The organism is Collinsella sp. SGI.184 (assembly GCF_050313415.1).
In the GTDB taxonomy this organism is placed as follows: domain Bacteria; phylum Actinomycetota; class Coriobacteriia; order Coriobacteriales; family Coriobacteriaceae; genus Collinsella.
Genome location: NZ_JBNPLJ010000012.1, coordinates 42,251 through 60,223 on the forward strand (window position 1 = coordinate 42,251; position 17,973 = coordinate 60,223).

The 17,973-nt window shown below is 60.4% G+C and carries 18 protein-coding genes; all 18 read left to right on the forward strand.

The window, feature by feature from the left end; genetic code table 11:
• Positions 1 to 79: 79 nt before the first annotated feature.
• Positions 80 to 388 carry an integration host factor, actinobacterial type gene (mihF, locus tag ACQRAJ_RS05465; RefSeq protein WP_006236130.1) on the forward strand — a complete coding sequence of 103 codons (309 nt, stop codon included), beginning with the start codon at positions 80 to 82 and terminating at the stop codon, positions 386 to 388.
• A complete protein-coding gene (gmk, locus tag ACQRAJ_RS05470; protein WP_370450596.1) occupies positions 389 to 958 on the forward strand; it encodes a guanylate kinase in 570 nt (189 codons plus the stop codon).
• Between the two features lie 5 nt (positions 959 to 963).
• A complete protein-coding gene (locus ACQRAJ_RS05475) occupies positions 964 to 1,245 on the forward strand; it encodes a DNA-directed RNA polymerase subunit omega (RefSeq protein WP_370450597.1) in 282 nt (93 codons plus the stop codon).
• Positions 1,246 to 2,490 (forward strand): tRNA uracil 4-sulfurtransferase ThiI, encoded by a 1,245-nt coding sequence (gene thiI, locus ACQRAJ_RS05480; protein ID WP_427747928.1) that lies wholly within the window; start codon positions 1,246 to 1,248, stop codon positions 2,488 to 2,490. It abuts the gene before it with no gap.
• Positions 2,491 to 2,704: 214 nt separating this feature from the next.
• Positions 2,705 to 3,415, forward strand: a complete 711-nt coding sequence (locus ACQRAJ_RS05485) for a helix-hairpin-helix domain-containing protein (RefSeq protein ID WP_427747930.1) — start codon at positions 2,705 to 2,707, stop codon at positions 3,413 to 3,415.
• On the forward strand, positions 3,412 to 5,715 hold the full coding sequence (locus ACQRAJ_RS05490; protein ID WP_427747931.1) for a DNA internalization-related competence protein ComEC/Rec2: 2,304 nt from the start codon (positions 3,412 to 3,414) through the stop codon (positions 5,713 to 5,715). The genes ACQRAJ_RS05485 and ACQRAJ_RS05490 overlap by 4 nt, the downstream gene beginning before the upstream one ends.
• Positions 5,716 to 5,792: 77 nt before the next feature.
• Positions 5,793 to 6,755, forward strand: coding sequence for a DNA polymerase III subunit delta (holA, locus tag ACQRAJ_RS05495; RefSeq protein ID WP_427747932.1), 963 nt, complete (start codon positions 5,793 to 5,795; stop codon positions 6,753 to 6,755).
• Between the two features lie 133 nt (positions 6,756 to 6,888).
• Positions 6,889 to 7,155: a 30S ribosomal protein S20 gene (rpsT, locus tag ACQRAJ_RS05500; protein ID WP_022094714.1), complete on the forward strand. Its 267-nt coding sequence runs from the start codon at positions 6,889 to 6,891 to the stop codon at positions 7,153 to 7,155.
• Between the two features lie 96 nt (positions 7,156 to 7,251).
• The gene (lepA, locus tag ACQRAJ_RS05505) at positions 7,252 to 9,063 is read left to right on the forward strand and encodes a translation elongation factor 4 (RefSeq protein WP_427726840.1); all 1,812 of its coding nucleotides are present in this window, start codon (positions 7,252 to 7,254) and stop codon (positions 9,061 to 9,063) included.
• 4 nt (positions 9,064 to 9,067) lie between these two features.
• Positions 9,068 to 10,111 carry a tRNA dihydrouridine synthase DusB gene (dusB, locus tag ACQRAJ_RS05510; RefSeq protein WP_427726838.1) on the forward strand — a complete coding sequence of 348 codons (1,044 nt, stop codon included), beginning with the start codon at positions 9,068 to 9,070 and terminating at the stop codon, positions 10,109 to 10,111.
• A gap of 2 nt (positions 10,112 to 10,113) precedes the next feature.
• A complete protein-coding gene (locus ACQRAJ_RS05515; RefSeq protein ID WP_427747933.1) occupies positions 10,114 to 11,346 on the forward strand; it encodes a coproporphyrinogen-III oxidase family protein in 1,233 nt (410 codons plus the stop codon).
• Positions 11,347 to 11,404: 58 nt separating this feature from the next.
• The gene (locus ACQRAJ_RS05520; protein WP_427747934.1) at positions 11,405 to 12,508 is read left to right on the forward strand and encodes a DnaJ domain-containing protein; all 1,104 of its coding nucleotides are present in this window, start codon (positions 11,405 to 11,407) and stop codon (positions 12,506 to 12,508) included.
• An 81-nt stretch (positions 12,509 to 12,589) separates the two neighbouring features.
• The gene (gene dnaJ / locus ACQRAJ_RS05525; RefSeq protein WP_427726832.1) at positions 12,590 to 13,738 is read left to right on the forward strand and encodes a molecular chaperone DnaJ; all 1,149 of its coding nucleotides are present in this window, start codon (positions 12,590 to 12,592) and stop codon (positions 13,736 to 13,738) included.
• 9 nt (positions 13,739 to 13,747) lie between these two features.
• Positions 13,748 to 15,040: a MiaB/RimO family radical SAM methylthiotransferase gene (locus ACQRAJ_RS05530; RefSeq protein WP_427747935.1), complete on the forward strand. Its 1,293-nt coding sequence runs from the start codon at positions 13,748 to 13,750 to the stop codon at positions 15,038 to 15,040.
• Complete coding sequence (locus tag ACQRAJ_RS05535; protein WP_427747936.1) at positions 15,021 to 16,007, forward strand: PhoH family protein; 987 nt, start codon at positions 15,021 to 15,023, stop codon at positions 16,005 to 16,007. The genes ACQRAJ_RS05530 and ACQRAJ_RS05535 overlap by 20 nt, the downstream gene beginning before the upstream one ends.
• Positions 16,004 to 16,513: an rRNA maturation RNase YbeY gene (gene ybeY / locus ACQRAJ_RS05540; protein ID WP_427747937.1), complete on the forward strand. Its 510-nt coding sequence runs from the start codon at positions 16,004 to 16,006 to the stop codon at positions 16,511 to 16,513. Before ACQRAJ_RS05535 ends, ybeY begins: the two co-directional genes overlap by 4 nt.
• A 9-nt stretch (positions 16,514 to 16,522) precedes the next feature.
• Positions 16,523 to 16,900 carry a diacylglycerol kinase family protein gene (locus ACQRAJ_RS05545; RefSeq protein WP_427726826.1) on the forward strand — a complete coding sequence of 126 codons (378 nt, stop codon included), beginning with the start codon at positions 16,523 to 16,525 and terminating at the stop codon, positions 16,898 to 16,900.
• Positions 16,901 to 16,912: 12 nt separating this feature from the next.
• Positions 16,913 to 17,973, forward strand: a 1,061-nt coding sequence (era, locus tag ACQRAJ_RS05550) for a GTPase Era (protein ID WP_427747938.1), incomplete at its 3' end; no start/stop codon positions are given.

Below are 17,973 nucleotides of genomic sequence, written 5' to 3' on the forward strand. Positions count from 1 at the left end.
CGATTGGGCATTTAGTGCGTTTGACGTGCTAAAATACCAATTATTGCATCAGATATAACCCAACTATTTGGAGGTTCGAATGGCACTCCCTCAGCTTACCGACGAGCAGCGTAAGCAGGCTCTTGAGAAGGCTGCCGCCGCACGTCACGCCCGCGCTGAGCTTCGCGAGCAGATCAAGAAGGGCGAGAAGTCTCTCGAGTCCGTGCTCAACTCTGATGACCCCATCGCTTCCCGCATGAAGGTTTCCACCCTCATCGAGTCTCTGCCCGGTTATGGCAAGGCCAAGGCCGCCAAGATCATGGAGGAGCTCGGCATCTCCGCTACCCGTCGCGTCCAGGGCCTCGGCGTCCGTCAGCGCGAGCAGCTCCTCGAGCAGCTGACCAAATAAGTGAGCGCTCAGGATTCAAAGCTCTTTGTGATTTCTGGACCGTCAGGTGCAGGCAAGGGCACGCTCGTCACTCGTGTGCGCGAGCGCCGCTCGAACCTGGGCCTGACGGTTTCGGCTACCACGCGAGCGCCACGTAAAGGTGAGGTCGACGGCGTCAACTACTTTTTCCTGACGCGCGAGGAGTTCGACCGCCGCGTGGCAAACGGTGAGTTTGTTGAGTGGGCCGAGGTCCACGGTAACTGCTACGGTACGTTGGTGAGCGAGGTCGCATCCAAGCTCGCCTCTGGTTCGTCTCTGATCTTGGAGATTGACGTCCAGGGTGCCCTGCAGGTCAAGGAGCGTTTCCCCGAGGCCGTGTTGATCTTTATCAAGCCGCCTTCGCTTGAGGTGTTACGCGATCGCCTGGTCGGTCGCGGTACCGAGACGCCCGAGACGATCGAGCTGCGCATGGCAAACGCCGCCGATGAACTTGCCCTTGCCGACCGCTACGACGACGTCGTGGTGAATGACGATCTCGACCGCGCGACCGATGAGCTCGTTCGCGTTCTCGATATGCATGAAAGGATCTGAGGTCCGTGTCCGTTGTAAAGCCTTGTATTGACGATCTTCTGGAGAAGACCGATCACAACCGCTTCCTGCTCGCCTCGCTTGCCTCCAAGCGCGCCTGCGACATTAACAGCATGCTGCGCGGCCAGCACAACCGCGTGCTTGCCGTTCAGGATGTCGATGACATTACCATTGGCCTCTCCGGCGCCGATACCATCTCGATGGCTATGGACGAGATTGTCGACGGCGATATCTCCTACGACGAGGCTCGTTACAAGAAGGCGCTCGGCCACAAGGTTGCTGAAGCCTAAATGGCAGCTCGCGTCTGCCTGGTCCACTATCACGAGGTTGGACTGAAGGGCAAGAACCGCGCACATTTTGAGCATATCCTCATGGATAACATCAAGGCGGCCTTGGCCGCCTTTTCCGTGAATGCCGTGTCTCGAATTTCCGGTTATATCCTCGTGACCTTTAACGAGCATCAGGCCGACGAGGCGGCGCGTGTCATTCGCACCGTCCCCGGCGTTGCCCGCGTGTCCCTGGCATATCACACCAACCGCGACCCGCAGGAGTACTGCGCCGCCGCCGTGAAGGCGCTGCGCGAGTTTGGTCCTTTCCATTCGTTTAAGGTGCATGCCAAACGCTCTAACACCGACTACGAGCTCACCTCGATTGATATCAATCGTCAGGTTGGCGAGGTACTGTGCGAGGCCTTCCCTGATAAAAAGGTCCAGATGCACGACCCCGACGCGATGGTGCACGTACTCGTGGTCCAGGGTAGCGTTTACGTGTATGCGCACTCCGAGCGCGGCGTGGGCGGTCTGCCGGTGGGTTCCGCCGGCAAGGTTGTGACGCTTCTGTCGTCGGGCATCGATTCTCCGGTGGCGACCTGGATGCTCGCGCGTCGCGGCGCGGTGTGCGTGCCGGTACATTTCTCCGGTCGTCCGCAGACACCCGATACGAGCGAGTATTTGGTGCAGGACATTATCCGTGCGCTTGCGCCGGGCGTCCAGATCGGCCGCCTGTACGTGGTGCCGTTTGGCGATTGCCAGCGTGAGATTTCCGTCACCTGCCCCAGCAACCTGCGCGTGATCATGTATCGCCGCATTATGTATTCGGTTGCCGAGCGCATTGCGCATATCGAGGGCGCCAAGGCTATCGTGACCGGTGAATCGCTCGGTCAGGTTGCCTCCCAGACGCTCGAGAACATTATGGCCGTCAACGAGGCCGTCAAGATCCCCGTGTTCCGCCCGCTGATCGGTTCGGACAAGCAGGAGATCATCGCGCGTGCCGAGGAAATCGGCACCTTCGATATCTCGACCGAGGCTGCTCCCGATTGCTGCACGCTCTTTATGCCGCGCCGCCCCGAGACGCACGCAAAACTCGATGCCGTGCATGAGGCGTGGGAGCTGTTCGATCACGAGGAGATGATTGAGCGCTTGCTCAAACAGACCGAGTACATCGACTTCGAGAGCAACACGTACAGGGCCCCTAAGACCTTAAAACGTAAACATCCTCAGCTTGCTCCACGTGAGATTTACCAAGATCACGAATAATGTTGTGTATAGACCGGCGGTGCATTTGCATCGTCGGTCTTAATCTGCCTGGTCATTAGGCGATAAACGGTTCATTTGTCGACGTGTATCTGAATAAATGGACACTATCCTGCAAGGTTTTGGTCAGCTTTTGGTTTGACTTCGATAACCGGTGTGGGCGTGCGGAGGCTACGGCGCTCGTTTCCTGACACGATGGTGTTGGGAGGTGTTTGCTATGGCGCAACGCGAGCAACACGAACGGGTTAAACGGATGGACCGCTGGGCAGAAAAGCTGCTCGGCCATAAGGCGATGGTCGTGGCGATTCTGATTGTCATTGCCGCCGCGAGCGGCTTGGCGATGGCAAGTTTTGGTAGCCGCTCCAGCGGCGTGTCGTTTGAGCGTGGTGATGAGGCGGGCGCCTCGGATGTGCGCGGGGCCGGGGATGGGTTACCTGATGATGCCGATGAGTCGTCTGCCAAGAGTTCTTCTGCTGCTGAGGTGTACGTCGATGTCGATGGCGCCGTTGCGAGGCCTGGCGTGTACCGGCTCAAAGACGGAGCGCGGGTGTCCCAAGCGATCGATGCCGCCGGTGGGCTTACGGCTGAGGCGGATGTGACAGGGCTTAATCGTGCGTCCAAGATCACAGATGGTCAAAAGATCTATGTTCCGATGGTGGGGGAGCAACAAGCGGCTGCGGCGGTCGGCGGGGTCGATAGCGGTGCTGCCATGACTGCTGGTGCGGGGTCTTCGTCGGGGCTTGTGAATATCAATACGGCAAGTGCGGCGGAACTGCAGACGCTTTCGGGCATCGGGCCTTCTACGGCCCAGTCGATTATCGATGAGCGGACTCAAAACGGGGCCTTTGCCTCGGTCGATGACCTCATGCGCGTATCGGGGATCGGTGAGAAAAAGCTCGCCAAAATTAAAGATTGCATCTGCGTATGAGTGTGTCCGAGTGCGAGCATGTGATGCCGCCGCGGCCCCTGATGCCGTGGACGATGGCCCTTTGTTCTGGCTTGTGTGCGAGCTGCGGCCTGGTGCTTAACGTGGCAGCCGATTTGCTGCTGGGAGAGCGGGCAGCGCCCGTCACATTGCTTATGGCCATTCCCGTTGCGGCTGCCGCGTGCATCGTATTGGCTCGGTTTTGTATGCGTCTTGTGCGGTGGAGGCGATGGCTGTATGCCGCGGCCCTCGGCCTCCTGGCGGGAGCGGTCGTGTCCGCGGGTTGGGCGATAGGGGCGCTGCGTGCTTCGACGGCACTGGATAATCGAGCTGCGAGCAGTCTCGAGTTTGTTGTACAGGGTGACCCATCCATCAATGACGGGACGTACTCCTATACCTGTGATTCATATGCGGGTGGAAAGCGCTTGGGCGAGATACGGCTGTCGTGTGACCGTGATCTCGGCGCCGGTTCGCATGTGCATGCTATCGGTCGAATTTCGCGTTTTGAGAATGATGCGTATGGGCGCTCGCGCGTGCTTCGGGGCGAGCTTCGAAAAGTTAAGGTCATCCGGTTGGTATCGGTTGACGAAGGCTTTCCGGGGCCGTTGCCCTGGCTGCGAAACGAGCTCCTTGCCACTATCGCGCCCGAGACCGATCCGGCGCGCTCGCTCATTGCCGGCGTTGTCTGCGGACGCTCCTCCGAGCTGCGTGCTCAGCCGGCGGGCGATTTGTTTTCGGTAACGGGCACCGCACATCTTATCGCCGTCTCGGGCAGCCATCTTGCCATCGTTGGGTTTGTGATTGAGAGCGCCCTGCAAAAGACTCGCCTCTCTCGTGGGCTGCAGAGAGGGCTGTTGGTGCTGGCCCTCGCTGCCTATGCCGTCTTTACGGGCGCTTCGCCCTCGGCCGTGCGCGCGTGCTGTATGGTGGCGGTGACGCTTATCGTCAACGGCGCCGGACGTCGTCGGCATGGCCTTTCGGCTCTATTTTTGACCATGACAATCTTTATGTTGCTGCGGCCGACAGTATTGTTCGAGATGGGTTTTCAGCTATCGTGCGCCAGTGTTTTTGCCATCCTTTGTTTTTGCCCCTACGCTACCTACGCCTTGGGCGAGCTGAGCGTGCCATCGGGGGTTGCCAGTATTTTGTCCGTCACGCTGTGCTCGCAGATCGCGACACTTCCCGTAACCATTCCCGCATTTGGGATGTTTTCGCTCATTGCCCCGCTTGCCAATGCCGTGATCGGTCCGGTGATAAGCGTTCTGCTCGCATCTTCGGTTGTGCTGGTGCCTTGCTCGCTTGTGCCGCTCTTGCGCCACGGGGCGCTTGTGGTGCCCATGGCTATCGCTCGCTGTGCCCTGTTCTTTGAGCAGCTCTTTGCTGCCGTTCCGGGCGCATCCGTAAGCGTGCCGCCCGATACGCCCTTGGTATACGTGGTGCCTTTTTCGCTGGTGGTCCTCTTGGTTTTGTGGCCACGCCCCAGCGCGCGGCCCATGGCGGTGGGGCTGCTGTGTTTGATGCTTGCAGCGGGCGTTCCGTATGTCTATTGGGATCGATGTGCGCCGCCTTCGGTGACAGTCCTTGATGTTGGCCAGGCCGATGCGATTCTGGTTCGTCAGGGTGGCGCCGTGGCGCTCGTCGACTGTGGGCTCGACGCGCGCGTGGTGTCGGCGTTGGTTCGCAATAACGTCCACCATATCGACGCCGTCTTCGTGACGCATTGGGATGAAGACCATTGGGGCGGTCTTCCCGACGTACTCGATCGGTTTTCGGTAGGAACCATTGCGGTTGCGGCGGATGCGCTGGGCAGCGCGCCTGCTGAGGTTCTGAATCGCCCAAGCGTCACGTATCGGCAGGTGGCTCGCGGAGACACAGTCGATATCGGCGCATTTCGGGCTCGTGTGATGTGGCCGTTTGATACGGTTGACGGTGAGGGCAATGAGGACTCGCTTGTCTTGCTGCTCTCCTATGCTCAGGAAGGCAAAAGCCTGCGTATGCTCCTCACCGGTGATGCCGAGCTCGATCAGGAGTGCGAGTTTGTACAGGAGGTGGGTGATATCGATGTGCTCAAGCTGGGGCATCACGGCTCAAAAGATTCTGTCGATACAGACCTGCTGGAAACCCTTAAGCCCGAGCTCTCTATTGCGAGCGCGGGCGAGGGCAACCGCTACGGCCATCCATCCGATGCCTGCATCGATGCCGTTAGCGATGCGGGCGGCGCGTTCGCATGCACTATCGAGAGAGGCGACATTACCGTCTCGCCGACTGCGGCCGGTTTTGCCATGCGATGTCAGCGACCGTGATGCTGCCGTTGGCGCGGGACCAACCCGTGGGATAGAATGGCACGGTACGAACAGGAGAGCCTGCGGGAGGGGGCGCGATGTCTGAAACCGGTCTGCTGCCGGCATATCTGATCGTCGGTACCGACGGAGTCAAGCGCGACCACGCCGTCTCGCGTATGAAAGCACGTCTGGAAAAGTCGGGTATGGTCGAGTTCAACCTCGACGAGCGCGACATGACCAAGGACCCCGATATCGAGTCCATTATCGGATCGCTCAACACTTTTCCCATGGGCAGCGAGTTTCGCTTGGTAATCCTTGACGGCTGCTCAAAGCTCGCCAAGGCGGTCTCGGAGCCGCTTGTCGAGTATTTAGCGAGTCCAAGCCCCACAACGGTCTGTCTCATCATCGCCGACTCGCTTGCCAAGAACACGCGCCTGTATAAGGCGATCGCCAAGATCGACAAGAAGGCCGTGATCGATTGCTCCGGCACCAAGCGCTGGGAGCTACCGCGCCGCGTGCAGCAGATGGCGACGCAGCACGGCAAGTCGATCTCGACGGCGGCCGCCGAGGAACTCGTCTCGCGTTCGGGTGAAAACACTCGCATGCTCGATAACGACTTGGCCAAGCTTGCCCAGATGGTCGATGCGCCGCAAATTGAGCTTGCCGATGTGGAACGCTGGATCGTGCGCACGGCCGAAGTTCAGCCCTGGGATTTTCTCAACGCTGTCTCGGCTCGTGATATGCGCCGCTCGCTTGAGCTCTTTGGGCTGCTACCCGCCAAGAGCTATGTGTGGACCTACACGCTGCTGTGCGGACGCATTCGCGAGCTTATCGTCGCCAAGGCGCTCGATGCGCGTGGGCAGGGTCGCGAGCTTGCCGCGACGCTCAAGCTTCAACCCTGGCAGGTTAAGAATCACCTGACCTGGGCACGCCGCTTTTCGATGGCGGAGCTCGTCGCGGCGCTCGAGGGCGCGGTCGATGTTGAGCTCGCTCTTAAGGGTTCGGCCGATTCTCAGAACGCGCTTTTGCTCTGGATTACGAACATCTTGAGAAAATCGTGATGATACCTGTCTATTTGACAAATTCGTTCTATCCCTTTGAGGGGGAGCGTGCTATAGTAGGCGCTTGCATGACCTCACCGTGTCTCAGAGGTGTCATACATTTTTTGCAAGGAACTCGAAAGGAACTCCAGAAGTGGCAAACATCAAGTCTCAGAAGAAGCGTATCCGCACCAATGAGGCAGCTCGCATGCGTAACAAGGCTGTCAAGTCCGAGCTCAAGACGCTGACCAAGCACGTCCAGTCCGCCGTCGCCGAGGGCGACGCCGAGAAGGCCCAGGCTGCCCTCAAGACCGTCACCAAGCGTCTCGACATGGCTGCCGCCAAGCATGTTATCCACAAGAACCAGGCTTCCAACCGCAAGTCCGGTCTTGCCAAGCTCGTGAACAGCATCAACGCCTAAGTTGTAAATTTCACACCACACAGATTACGCGCATAAATGGAGCCTGTTTTATGGAACAGGCTCCATTTTTTGTACCGCTCGGGTAAGATAGTCCGCATGAATACTTCAATTGACATTTCCCACATCCGCAACTTCTCGATCGTTGCGCACATCGACCATGGCAAGTCCACGATCAGTGATCGCATCCTCGAGCTCACCCATACCGTCGACGAGCGCGACATGGAATCGCAGCTGCTCGACACCATGGATATCGAGCGCGAGCGCGGCATCACGATCAAGTCCAATGCCGTTCGCGTTTCCTATGACGCCGACGATGGCGAGACGTATCAGTTCAACCTGATCGATACGCCGGGCCACGTGGACTTCACCTACGAGGTCTCGCGTTCGCTTGCCGCTTGCGAGGGTGCGGTGCTCGTCGTCGACGCCACGCAGGGCGTTGAGGCGCAGACCGTCTCCAACGCGACGCTCGCCATGAACGCCAACCTGGATATCGTGCCCGCTATCAACAAGATCGACTTGCCGTCGGCACACCCCGACGAGGTTAAGACCGAGATCGAGGATGACCTTGCGATTCCTGCCGACGATGCCGTATGCGTATCGGGCAAGACCGGCGAGGGCATCCATGATCTGCTGGAGTCCATCGTCTTTTTGATCTCACCGCCCAAGGGCGATGCGACGGCGCCGCTCAAGGCGCTCATCCTGGATTCGTATTTTGACGAGTACCGCGGTGTCGTCGCCACGGTCCGCGTCTTTGACGGCTCCATCAAGAAGGGCGATACCCTGCGCATGATGCAGGCCGAGGGCGACTTTTTGGTCGATGGCGTGGGCGTCAAGCGTCCCGCCGAGACTCCGGTCGACGCGCTGACGGTCGGTGAGGTGGGCTACGTGGTCACGGGCCTGAAGGACCCTGAGGCCGTTCGCGTGGGCGATACCCTCACGTGGGCGTCGAATCCCTGCCCTGAGCCGCTTCCCGGTTACCGTGAGGCCAAGCCCATGGTCTATACGGGCTTGTTCCCGATCGACAACAAGGATTACGAGAACCTGCGTGACGCTCTCGATAAGCTGCATGTCAACGACCCGTCGTTGGTGTGGGAGCCCGAGACCTCGGTGGCGCTCGGCTTTGGCTTCCGCGTTGGCTTCTTGGGCCTGCTGCATATGGAGGTCGTCAAGGAGCGTCTGGAGCGCGAGTTCAACCTGGACCTCATCGCCACGAGCCCTTCGGTGGACTACCACGTCTACAAGACCGACGGCGCGATGATTGATGTCCGCAGCCCGCAGGATCTGCCCGAGGCTACGCGCATCGAGCGCATTGAGGAGCCCTACCTCAAGGCCAAGATTATCTGCCCGCCCGAGTATACGGGAGCCGTCATGCAGCTCGCTATCGAGCACCGCGGCATTACGACCGACATGATCCACCTCACGAGCAAATCGGTCGAGATGCGCTTCGACATGCCGCTCGCCGAACTCATCCTTGACTTCTTTGACCAGCTCAAGAGCCGCACCAAGGGCTATGCGTCGCTCGACTATGAGTTCAACGAGTATCGTCCCTCCGAGCTCGTCAAGCTCGATATCCTGCTTTCGGGCGACGAGGTGGACGCGCTTTCGTTTATCGTGCACAAGGACAAGGCCTATGGCCTGGCCCGCGGGTTGTGCGACAAGCTTAAGGAAATTATTCCGCGCCAGCTGTTCGAGGTGCCCATTCAGGGTGCCATCGGCAACAAGATCATTGCCCGCTCGACCGTCAAGGCGCGCCGCAAGGACGTTTTGGCCAAGTGCTATGGCGGCGATATCTCGCGTAAGCGCAAGCTGCTCGAGAAGCAGAAAGAGGGCAAGAAGCGCATGAAGGCCATCGGTTCGGTCGAGGTCCCGCAAGAGGCCTTTATGGCGATCCTCAAGGTGGACGAGTAGTTCCATGGCGCTTTCTGAATACAGTACGCGGCTGCTGGGTGCCTATGCCGAGCAGCCGTTCCTTATGGCTCCCATGGCCGGCGTGACCGATCCCGCCTATCGCATCATGTGCCGACGCCGCGGCGCCAATCTTGCCTATAGCGAGATGGTGAGCGTGGCGGGCCTTGCCTATGCCAGCAATAAGACGTGGCGCCTGGTGCTGCCGGCAGACGAGGAGCGGCAGATCTGCGTACAGCTCTTTGGCTCCAAGCCCGATCAATTTGCGAGTGCCGTCGCTGCCGTCGAGGAGCGTGTGGGCGATCGCCTGTCGCTGATCGATATCAACATGGCCTGCCCGGCTCGCAAGGTCGTCACCAAAGGCGAGGGCTCGGCGCTCATGCGCACGCCCGAGCTGGCCGAAAAGATCGTCGAGGCGGCGGTGGGCGCGGCGCACGTGCCCGTGACCGTTAAGATCCGCAAAGGCTTTTACGCCGAAGATCGCAATGCCGCGACGTTTGCCCAGATGCTCGAGGGGGCGGGCGCCGCTGCTGTGGCGGTGCATGGTCGCTGTGCCACGCAGCTCTATACGGGTCAGGCCGATTGGTCGGTCGTCGATGAGGTGGCCGATGCCGTCGAGATTCCCGTTATCGGTTCGGGCGACGTGTTCTCGGCCGAGGATGCCGCGGAGCATCTGCGCAACTCGGGTGCCAGCGCGGTGTTTATCGCACGCGGTATCTACGGTAATCCCTGGGTCTTTGGTGATGCTCGCGCCCTTGCGCTCAATGGCGTACAGGTGCCGGTGCGCAGCTCTGTCGAGCGCCTGGACGCCCTGCGCGAGCATCTCACGCTGACGCATGAGCTTCTGCCGCTCATGTCTCGTGCCCGTACGTATGCAAGCTGGTATCTAAAGGGCATGCCCCATGCTGCCGCCTGGCGTGCCCAGGTGGTGCGTTGCTCCACATATGAGGAGTTCATGGCATTGGTCGATGATATCGAGCACGATGTGGTGGCCTGCGAGGCCGCACTTGCCGCTGGCGAGTCGGTGCCCGCTCATCCGCTGGAGGCCTAACGGTGGCCGTTACCGCGCTGTACGTGCATGTGCCGTTTTGCGCTCAAAAGTGTCGGTACTGCGACTTTGACTCACGCAGCTTTGCTCCGTGCGACCTGAGCGCTGCGCTCGATGCCTATTTTGAGCAGCTGTATACGCGCCTAGATGCCTTTGGAGACACCGGGGCGCTTGCGCAAGTCCGCACCGTCTATGTTGGCGGCGGCACACCGTCGCTGGCGGGAGAGCGTCTGGTGGAGCTTGCCCGGCGTATTTGCATGTGGTGCAAGCCCGTTGAGTTTACCTGCGAAGCTAATCCTGAGTCGCTGACCGCCGAGCTTGCCGCTGCGCTTACCAAGGTTGGTGTCACACGTGTCTCTCTGGGTGTGCAAACGCTCGATAATGCCGAACTTACCGCCATCGGCCGTATTCACGATGCCGATCGGGCGCTCGCTGCCATCACGACGGTTAAGGACGCTGGACTCGATGTGTCGTGCGACCTTATGTGCGGCCTTCCCGGGCAGACCGCAGCGAGTTGGAAGCGCACGCTCGATGGCATGTTGACAGCGGCGCCGCATCATGTGTCGGTGTACCCGCTCACGCTCGAGGAAGGCACGCCGCTCTACCGCATGGCGTTCTGCGACGAGTCGCTCGAGCCCGACGAGGATTTTCAGGCTGCGTGCATGGAAGCGGCGCGTGAGCGTCTGGGTGCGGCCGGCTATCACCCGTATGAGGTGGCAAGCTATGCACTCGACGATCATGAGTGCTCGCATAACATCGCCTATTGGACCGGACGGGGCTATCTGGGCCTGGGTCGCTCTGCCGCCGGTATGCTCGACGCTGAGGATTTCGATCGCTTGGCCGGGCTTTATCCCGACGTGCCCGCTCGCGGCGATGCTTATCGCGTGCGCTTGGTGCAACGCGACGATGCCGCGACGACGTTTGATGCCGAGTATCTGTCACGGCGCGAGGCGGCGGCGGAGGATTTGATGCTTGCCTGTCGCATGACGCGTGGCATTGGGCCCGACCTGTTGGTTCGCTCGGCAAGCGTGATTCCTGCAGACGAGCTGGCGGCGTCCTGTGACCGTGCGCTCGAGTTGGGCCTTGCCACCTGGGTACCCATTGATGTCGAGGGGCATGCGGGGCGCATCACCTCAAAAGATGTTGTAGCAGGTCGCGCCCGCGCCCGTTTAGCGCCCACCCACTTGGGCTGGCTCGATGGAAATATGCTGTTCGAGCTGTTTTGGGGTCTAGCTTAGGCCGCTCGGGTAGAATTACCGCAATATATACGCTGCTGTGAGCAGGAGGTTGCCGCGCATGGCGACGATGAACGAAAAAGATTACTACGAGATCTTGGGTGTCTCCAAGGACGCCACCTCGCGTGATATCCAGAAGGCCTTTCAGCAAAAGGCCCGCAAGCTCCATCCGGACGTCAACAAAGAGCCGGATGCCGAGGAAAAGTTTAAAGAGGTTTCCGAGGCCTATGCCGTGCTTTCGGACGAGCAGAAGCGCGCGCGCTATGATGCCATGCGCTCGGGCAATCCCTTCGCCGGCGCTCCTTCTGCTTCGCCCTATGGCGGCGGCTACGCCGGCAGCGCAGGCTATGGCAATCCCTTTGAGGGCGGCTTTCCCTTTGGTGGCGCCTGGGGCCAGCAGCGTCGCAGCCAGGCTGCCTATAATCCCGAGAACGGCGCCAACGTGGTCGTCGATATTAAGCTCGACGCCAAGGAGGCCAAGGGCGGTGCCCGCAAGACCGTCCGCTATACCCGCTTCGATACCTGTGGTCATTGCGGAGGCTCGGGCTCTGTCTCGTCCGAGCATGCACATACCTGTCCGAGCTGCGGCGGTCGCGGCCACATCGACGTCGACCTGTCCTTCCTGTTTGGTGCCGGCACGTTCCAGTCGGTCTGCCCCGAGTGCGGCGGTTCCGGTAAGGTCGTCGCCGACCCCTGCCCCGATTGCGGTGGCAGCGGGCGGACCCGTGTGACCTCCGAGCAGACGATTGAGTTTCCTGCCGGCACGCATGATGGTGACGAGATCCATATTGACGGCATGGGTCACGCCGGCACCAACGGTGCCTCGGGCGGCGATTTGGTCGGGCGCGCCCATGTCGAGGCCGAACGCCTGGAGGGCAAGGCTCGTACCGGTTTTTACCTGATGGGCATCGTGGCGCCTTTTTTGGTGCTTTCGGCCATCTCGGGCGTGTTCTCGGCCTTTGCCATGATGTGCTTTGTTCCGTTTGCCATGGGCTTGTTCATGGTGCTCTCGGACGGCGTGCTTCACCGCAGCCTGCTGTGGTGGAAGCGCGGCGCGATGCAGTTTGCCAACGGTTTTGCCAACGGATTTATGTTCGCGCTCGTGTCGGTTTGGTTTGCGAGCTGCTCGCAACGTGCCATGCTTTCGCCCTACGCAATGCAATAACATCAAACCCCTTGTTTGCGGTCGGCCCAGCTTGGGTATAGGACGCACTGTGACAATAATGAAAGTCGGAAGGATTCGGTCGTGTCGGAAAATAGGGATTACTACGAGGTACTTGGCGTCGACAAGGATGCCGACGCGCGGACGATTAAGCGCGCGTTTCTAAAGAAGGCCCGTATCGTACACCCGGACGTTTCGGACGACCCCGATGCCGAGGCCAAGTTCAAAGAGCTCAACGAGGCATATTCCGTTCTTTCCGACGAGCAGAAGCGTGCAAACTACGATCGCTACGGTTCGCCCGACGGCCCCGGTGGCTCCGGCTATGTCGACATTAACGATATCTTTGGCGGCATGGGCATGGACGACCTCTTTTCGTCGTTCTTTGGCGGCGGTGCCGGCGGTGGCGCCCGAAATCGCCGCGAGCGTCGTCGCGGCCGCGATATGGCCATCTCCCTTTCGGTGACCCTTGAGGAGGCGGCGCTCGGTTGCAAAAAGACGATCAGCTATGACCGCCTTGCCCCCTGTGATGATTGCAATGGCACTGGTAGGGCGGAGGGTGCGGCCGAAAAGCAGTGCAGCCGTTGCCACGGCACGGGCTATGTCACGACGGTCCAGCGCTCGTTCCTGGGTCAGGTTCAGTCCTCTTCGCCCTGCCCCGACTGCCATGGCGAAGGCACGGTCATCGACCATCCCTGCGAGACCTGCGACGGTCAGGGCCGCACGCCTTCGCATGAAAAGATCGACATCGATATCCCTGCCGGCGTCTCGACCGGTCGCCAGCTGCGCGTGAGCGGCTTTGGCGAGGCAGGCCTTCGTGGTGAGCCCTCGGGCGACCTGATCGTCAACGTGCGCGTCGCCGATCACGAGCGTTTTAAACGCAACGGCGACGACCTGTACCTCGTGAGCGATATCTCGATTGCGCAGGCTGCACTCGGCTGCGAGATTAAGGTTGAGGGCATTTTGCCCGACGAGGTCGTCAAGGTGTGCGTCCCCGCCGGTACGCAGTACGGCGACACCGTGAGTGTCAACAACTACGGTATGCCCCGCATCGGCGGTGGCGGCTCGCGTGGACGCTTGATCGTTCAGCTGCGCGTGCTCGTCCCCACGAACCTTTCCGCCAAGCAGCGCGAGCTGCTCGAGGCTTTCGCCGCCGAGTCGGGCGACGATGTCGCTTCCGGCAAGAAATCGGTGACCGATCGCATTAAGAGCGCTCTCGACGACATCCTCGATTAAGGAGCCCGCGTGCTCGCACCTCATATCTCTGTTGTCAACCTCGGCTGCCGTGTCAACCGGGTTGAGTCCGACCGTATCACTGCCGATCTTATGCGCCTGGGTTTTGCAATGGTGGAGCCTCAGGATGCGGAGCTGATCGTCATTAACACCTGTGCCGTTACGGGTGAGGCCGAGGCCAAGACCCGTAAGGCCGTCCGCCATGCGCTGGCTCATCCAAAAGAGCCCTATGTGGTCGTGACCGGGTGCGTTGTCAATTTGCACCCCGAGGAGCTTCTGGAGCTTTCGGACCGCGTGATCGCGGAGCCGTCTAAGATCGATGTCGCCGAACGCGTCTGCGAGGTGCTGGGCGTTGAGTCCGATAGCGTGGCCGCCTGTAGCGACGGCGATGTGGTCGACGCGCTCGGTCGCTCGCGTCTGGGTGTGAAGATCCAGGACGGCTGCAACCATCGTTGCACCTATTGCATTGTGTGGAAGGCCCGCGGCCCCGAGCGCTCCGTGCCGGTCGAGTCTGTGCTCGAACAAGTTCGTGAGGCTCAGGAGGCCGGCGTGCCCGAGGTGGTGCTGACGGGCGTGAACCTGGGCGCCTACGATGGCAAGAGTGCGACCGACGAACACGTCGAGATCGATGAGCTGCTCGAGGCCATCATGGAGCGTACGTCTATTCCTCATGTGCGCATTTCCTCGGTCGAGCCCATGGATATCTCCGAGCCCCTGCTTAAGGTCATGGCGCGCTATCCGCGGCGCATCGCCCCGTTTTTGCACCTGCCCGTGCAGTCTGGCTGCACGGCGACCCTGCATCGCATGGGCCGTCCCTATAGCGCCGAGGCATTTGAGGAGACGGTGCGTATGATCCGCGCCAACTTGCCTCAGGCGTCCCTTTCGTGCGACGTCATCGTCGGTTTTCCCGGCGAGACGGACGAGGAATTTGAGGAGTCGCTGGCGTTGTGCCGTCGCGTGGGCTTTTCGCGCATGCATGTCTTCCGCTATAGCAAGCGTCCCGGTACCCTTGCTGCCGACATGCCCGACCAGGTGCCGCCCGAGGTTATGGCTGAGCGCAGCCGTCGTATGCGAGCCGCGGCGCAGGAACTCGCCATTGCCGACGCCCGCCGTCGCGTGGGCACCGTCGAGCGTGCCGTGCTCGAGTATGGCGACAACCTGACGCTCGGTTCGTTCCATCATGCCCGTCTTGACGATACCTGCGGACTCACAGCCCCGTGCCTGCTCGATGTTGCTATCATCGGAGTCGATGATTCCGGCTTGGTCCATGCACGCAGGGAGGTTCATGGAAGCCTCGAAGATTAGACTTACCGTTCCCGATGGAATTGATCCCTCGCGCGTTTTGGGTGCCGGCGACGGCGTCCTTCGTGCGCTCGAGAGCTTGGTTCGCGCCCACGTGGTCGCCCGTGGCGACAGTATCGCCGTGTGCGGTGACCCGGACGAGGTCGAGCTCGTGGCGCGCTTTTTCGAGCATGCTTTTCGCGAGGCTGCCGCCGGACGGACGCTGTCTGTCGATGATGTCTCTCGCTGCCTGGCCGTCTTGCGCGACGGTGAGTACGGGGCTACGTCGCTTCGCGATGATGTGCTGCTTTCGTATCGCGGTCGTGCCATTCGCCCCAAGACGCTCGGTCAAAAGCGCTATGTGGATGCCATTCGCTCGCATACCATCACGTTTGGCTTGGGTCCTGCCGGTACCGGTAAGACCTATCTGGCCATGGCACTTGCCGTTGCCGCGCTCAAGCGTCACGAGGTGGGCCGTCTGATCTTGACGCGTCCGGTTGTCGAGGCGGGGGAGAACTTGGGCTTTTTGCCCGGTACCCTCGAGGAAAAGATCGATCCCTACATGCGTCCGCTCTACGACGCCCTTTTTGACATGATGGATCGCGAGCGCACCGATGAGCTTATGGAGCGTGGCGTGATCGAGATCGCCCCGCTTGCCTACATGCGCGGTCGTACGCTGAGCGATGCCTTCGTGGTGCTCGACGAGGCTCAAAATACCACGCCCGAGCAGATGAAGATGTTCCTGACGCGCTTGGGCTTTAACTCCAAGTTTGTGATTACCGGTGACCTGAGCCAGCGTGACTTGGTAGGTCGTCGCGGCGGTCTTGCCGACGTTGAGCAGATTTTGGGTCGTGTCGACGATGTCGCGTTTTCGCACCTCGAGCGTGCCGACGTGGTGCGTCACGCCTTGGTGGGGCGAATCGTCGAGGCATATGATGCTTATGATGACGTGCGCGAGAAACGCGTGCGCGACCGAAAGGAGTCCCGTTGAGTGTATTGATCAGCAACGATGCCGAGCTCGATACGCTGCTTGACGCGCAGGAGGTAGAGCACATCTGCGAGGTCGTGCTTGCTGCCGAGGGCGTTGAGCGAAAAGTCGAGATTTCCCTTTCGTATGTCGATGAGGATGAGATGCACGAGCTCAACCACGAGTGGCGCGGTATCGACCGTACCACCGATGTCCTCTCGTTTGAATGCGACTCGGCCTTTGACGAGGATATCCCAGCCGACGAGACGCTCGAGCTCGGCGATATCATCTTGGCCCCGCAGGTCATTGCCCGTCAGGCCCCCGGCTTTGACAATAGCCCTGCCGATGAGTGCCGCCTGATGCTCGTGCATGGCATGTTGCATTTACTGGGCTACGATCATATCGTGGACGACGAGGCCGAGGTCATGGAGGCCCGCGAGGACGCCATCCTGCGCGATCTGGCGCTCGAGCGCGGCGAGGACCCCAAGCTGGTTCACGTCGGCCCCATCACCAACCATGCCCACGACTAGGAGCCGTCTATGATTCCCGGATCGAACAAGGACCATCCGTCCTTTTTAAAGTCGTTCTCCTACGCCATGGAGGGCTTCGTTACCGCCGTCAAGACCGAGCGTAACATTAAGGTCATGCTCGTGGCGGGTGTGTGCACTGTCATTGCCGGCTGCATCGTGGGGCTCGACATTGCCGAGTGGGCTACGATTATCATTTGCTGCGGCCTGGTGATTCACGGCGAGCTGTGCAACACCGCCATGGAGGCGATTGTCGATTTGGCGACCCAGGAGTTCCATCCGCTGGCAAAGCGTGCAAAGGATATCGCCGCCGCCTCCGTATACGTTCTTTCCATCACCGCCGCGATTGTGGGCTTGTTGGTATTTGCCCACGCGCTCGGCTTTATTTAGAAAGGGATCTTCATGTCCGACAATATGCAGCCTATCGATGAAACGCTGGACGACGAGCCCCTGGATGCTGTGGATGCCGAAGCGACTGAGGCTTGCGAGGTCGAGGAGTTCGACCCGTTTGAGGGCATGAGTGACGAGGAGCTCGACGCCCTGTGCGACGAGGACGACAGCCTCGCGGGCTTTGGCGACGTTGAGCCCGGTTTCCGCAGCGGCTTCGTGGCCCTGGTCGGTCGCCCCAACGCCGGTAAGTCCACGCTGCTCAACGCCTGCTATGGCAAAAAGGTCGCCATCACCTCGCCGGTGGCCCAGACGACCCGCCGTCGCATGCGCGCCGTCGTCAATCGCCCCGGTTACCAGCTGGTTTTTGTCGATACCCCGGGTATTCACAAACCCAAGGACGGCCTGGGGTCCGAGCTCAACAAGAGCGCGCTGTTCGAGCTGAACGATGTCGATGTCGTCGCGTTTTTGATTGATGCCACCAAACCGATCGGCAGGGGAGACGCCTGGGTTGCCGAGCGCGTTAGATGCGCCCGTTCCAAGAAGGTCCTGGTGCTCACCAAGGCCGATGAGGCCGATCCCGCACAGGTCATGGAGCAGCTTAAGGCCGCCCACGAGCTCATGGAATATGACGATGAGATCGTGACGTCGTCGGTCAAGAACTTTAACGTCGATGCCTTCATCGAGACCGTTGCGCACTTTTTGCCCGAGGGCCCGCGTTGGTTCCCCGAGGACATGGGTACCGACGCTTCCGACGAGACGCTCGTTGCCGAGTTTGTGCGCGAGAAGGTCTTGCGCCGCACCCGTGATGAGATTCCGCACTCCGTTGGCGTAATCTGCGATGCGCTCGAGCAGACCAAGAAGGTGCTGCGCGTGCATGCCACCATTTACGTCGAGCGCGAGGGCCAAAAGGGCATCATCATCGGTAAGGGCGGCGAGATGATCAAGCATATCGGCATCGACGCCCGTCGCGATCTTGAGCGCATCTTTGGCACGCAGGTCTTTTTGGAGCTGGATGTGAAGGTAAAGGCCGGCTGGCGTGACGACGAGGCCCAGATTCGCCGTTTTGGCTACAA

Bases quoted from the DNA above. Each gene is read 5' to 3' on its own strand.
- ACQRAJ_RS05535 (WP_427747936.1), top strand. From the start codon at position 15,021: ATGGAAGCCTCGAAGATTAGACTTACCGTTCCCGATGGAATTGATCCC.
- mihF (WP_006236130.1), top strand. From the start codon at position 80: ATGGCACTCCCTCAGCTTACCGACGAGCAGCGTAAGCAGGCTCTTGAG.
- lepA (WP_427726840.1), top strand. From the start codon at position 7,252: ATGAATACTTCAATTGACATTTCCCACATCCGCAACTTCTCGATCGTT.
- ACQRAJ_RS05485 (WP_427747930.1), top strand. From the start codon at position 2,705: ATGGCGCAACGCGAGCAACACGAACGGGTTAAACGGATGGACCGCTGG.
- ACQRAJ_RS05545 (WP_427726826.1), top strand. From the start codon at position 16,523: ATGATTCCCGGATCGAACAAGGACCATCCGTCCTTTTTAAAGTCGTTC.
- thiI (WP_427747928.1), top strand. From the start codon at position 1,246: ATGGCAGCTCGCGTCTGCCTGGTCCACTATCACGAGGTTGGACTGAAG.
- holA (WP_427747932.1), top strand. From the start codon at position 5,793: ATGTCTGAAACCGGTCTGCTGCCGGCATATCTGATCGTCGGTACCGAC.
- dusB (WP_427726838.1), top strand. From the start codon at position 9,068: ATGGCGCTTTCTGAATACAGTACGCGGCTGCTGGGTGCCTATGCCGAG.
- ACQRAJ_RS05490 (WP_427747931.1), top strand. From the start codon at position 3,412: ATGAGTGTGTCCGAGTGCGAGCATGTGATGCCGCCGCGGCCCCTGATG.
- ACQRAJ_RS05520 (WP_427747934.1), top strand. From the start codon at position 11,405: ATGGCGACGATGAACGAAAAAGATTACTACGAGATCTTGGGTGTCTCC.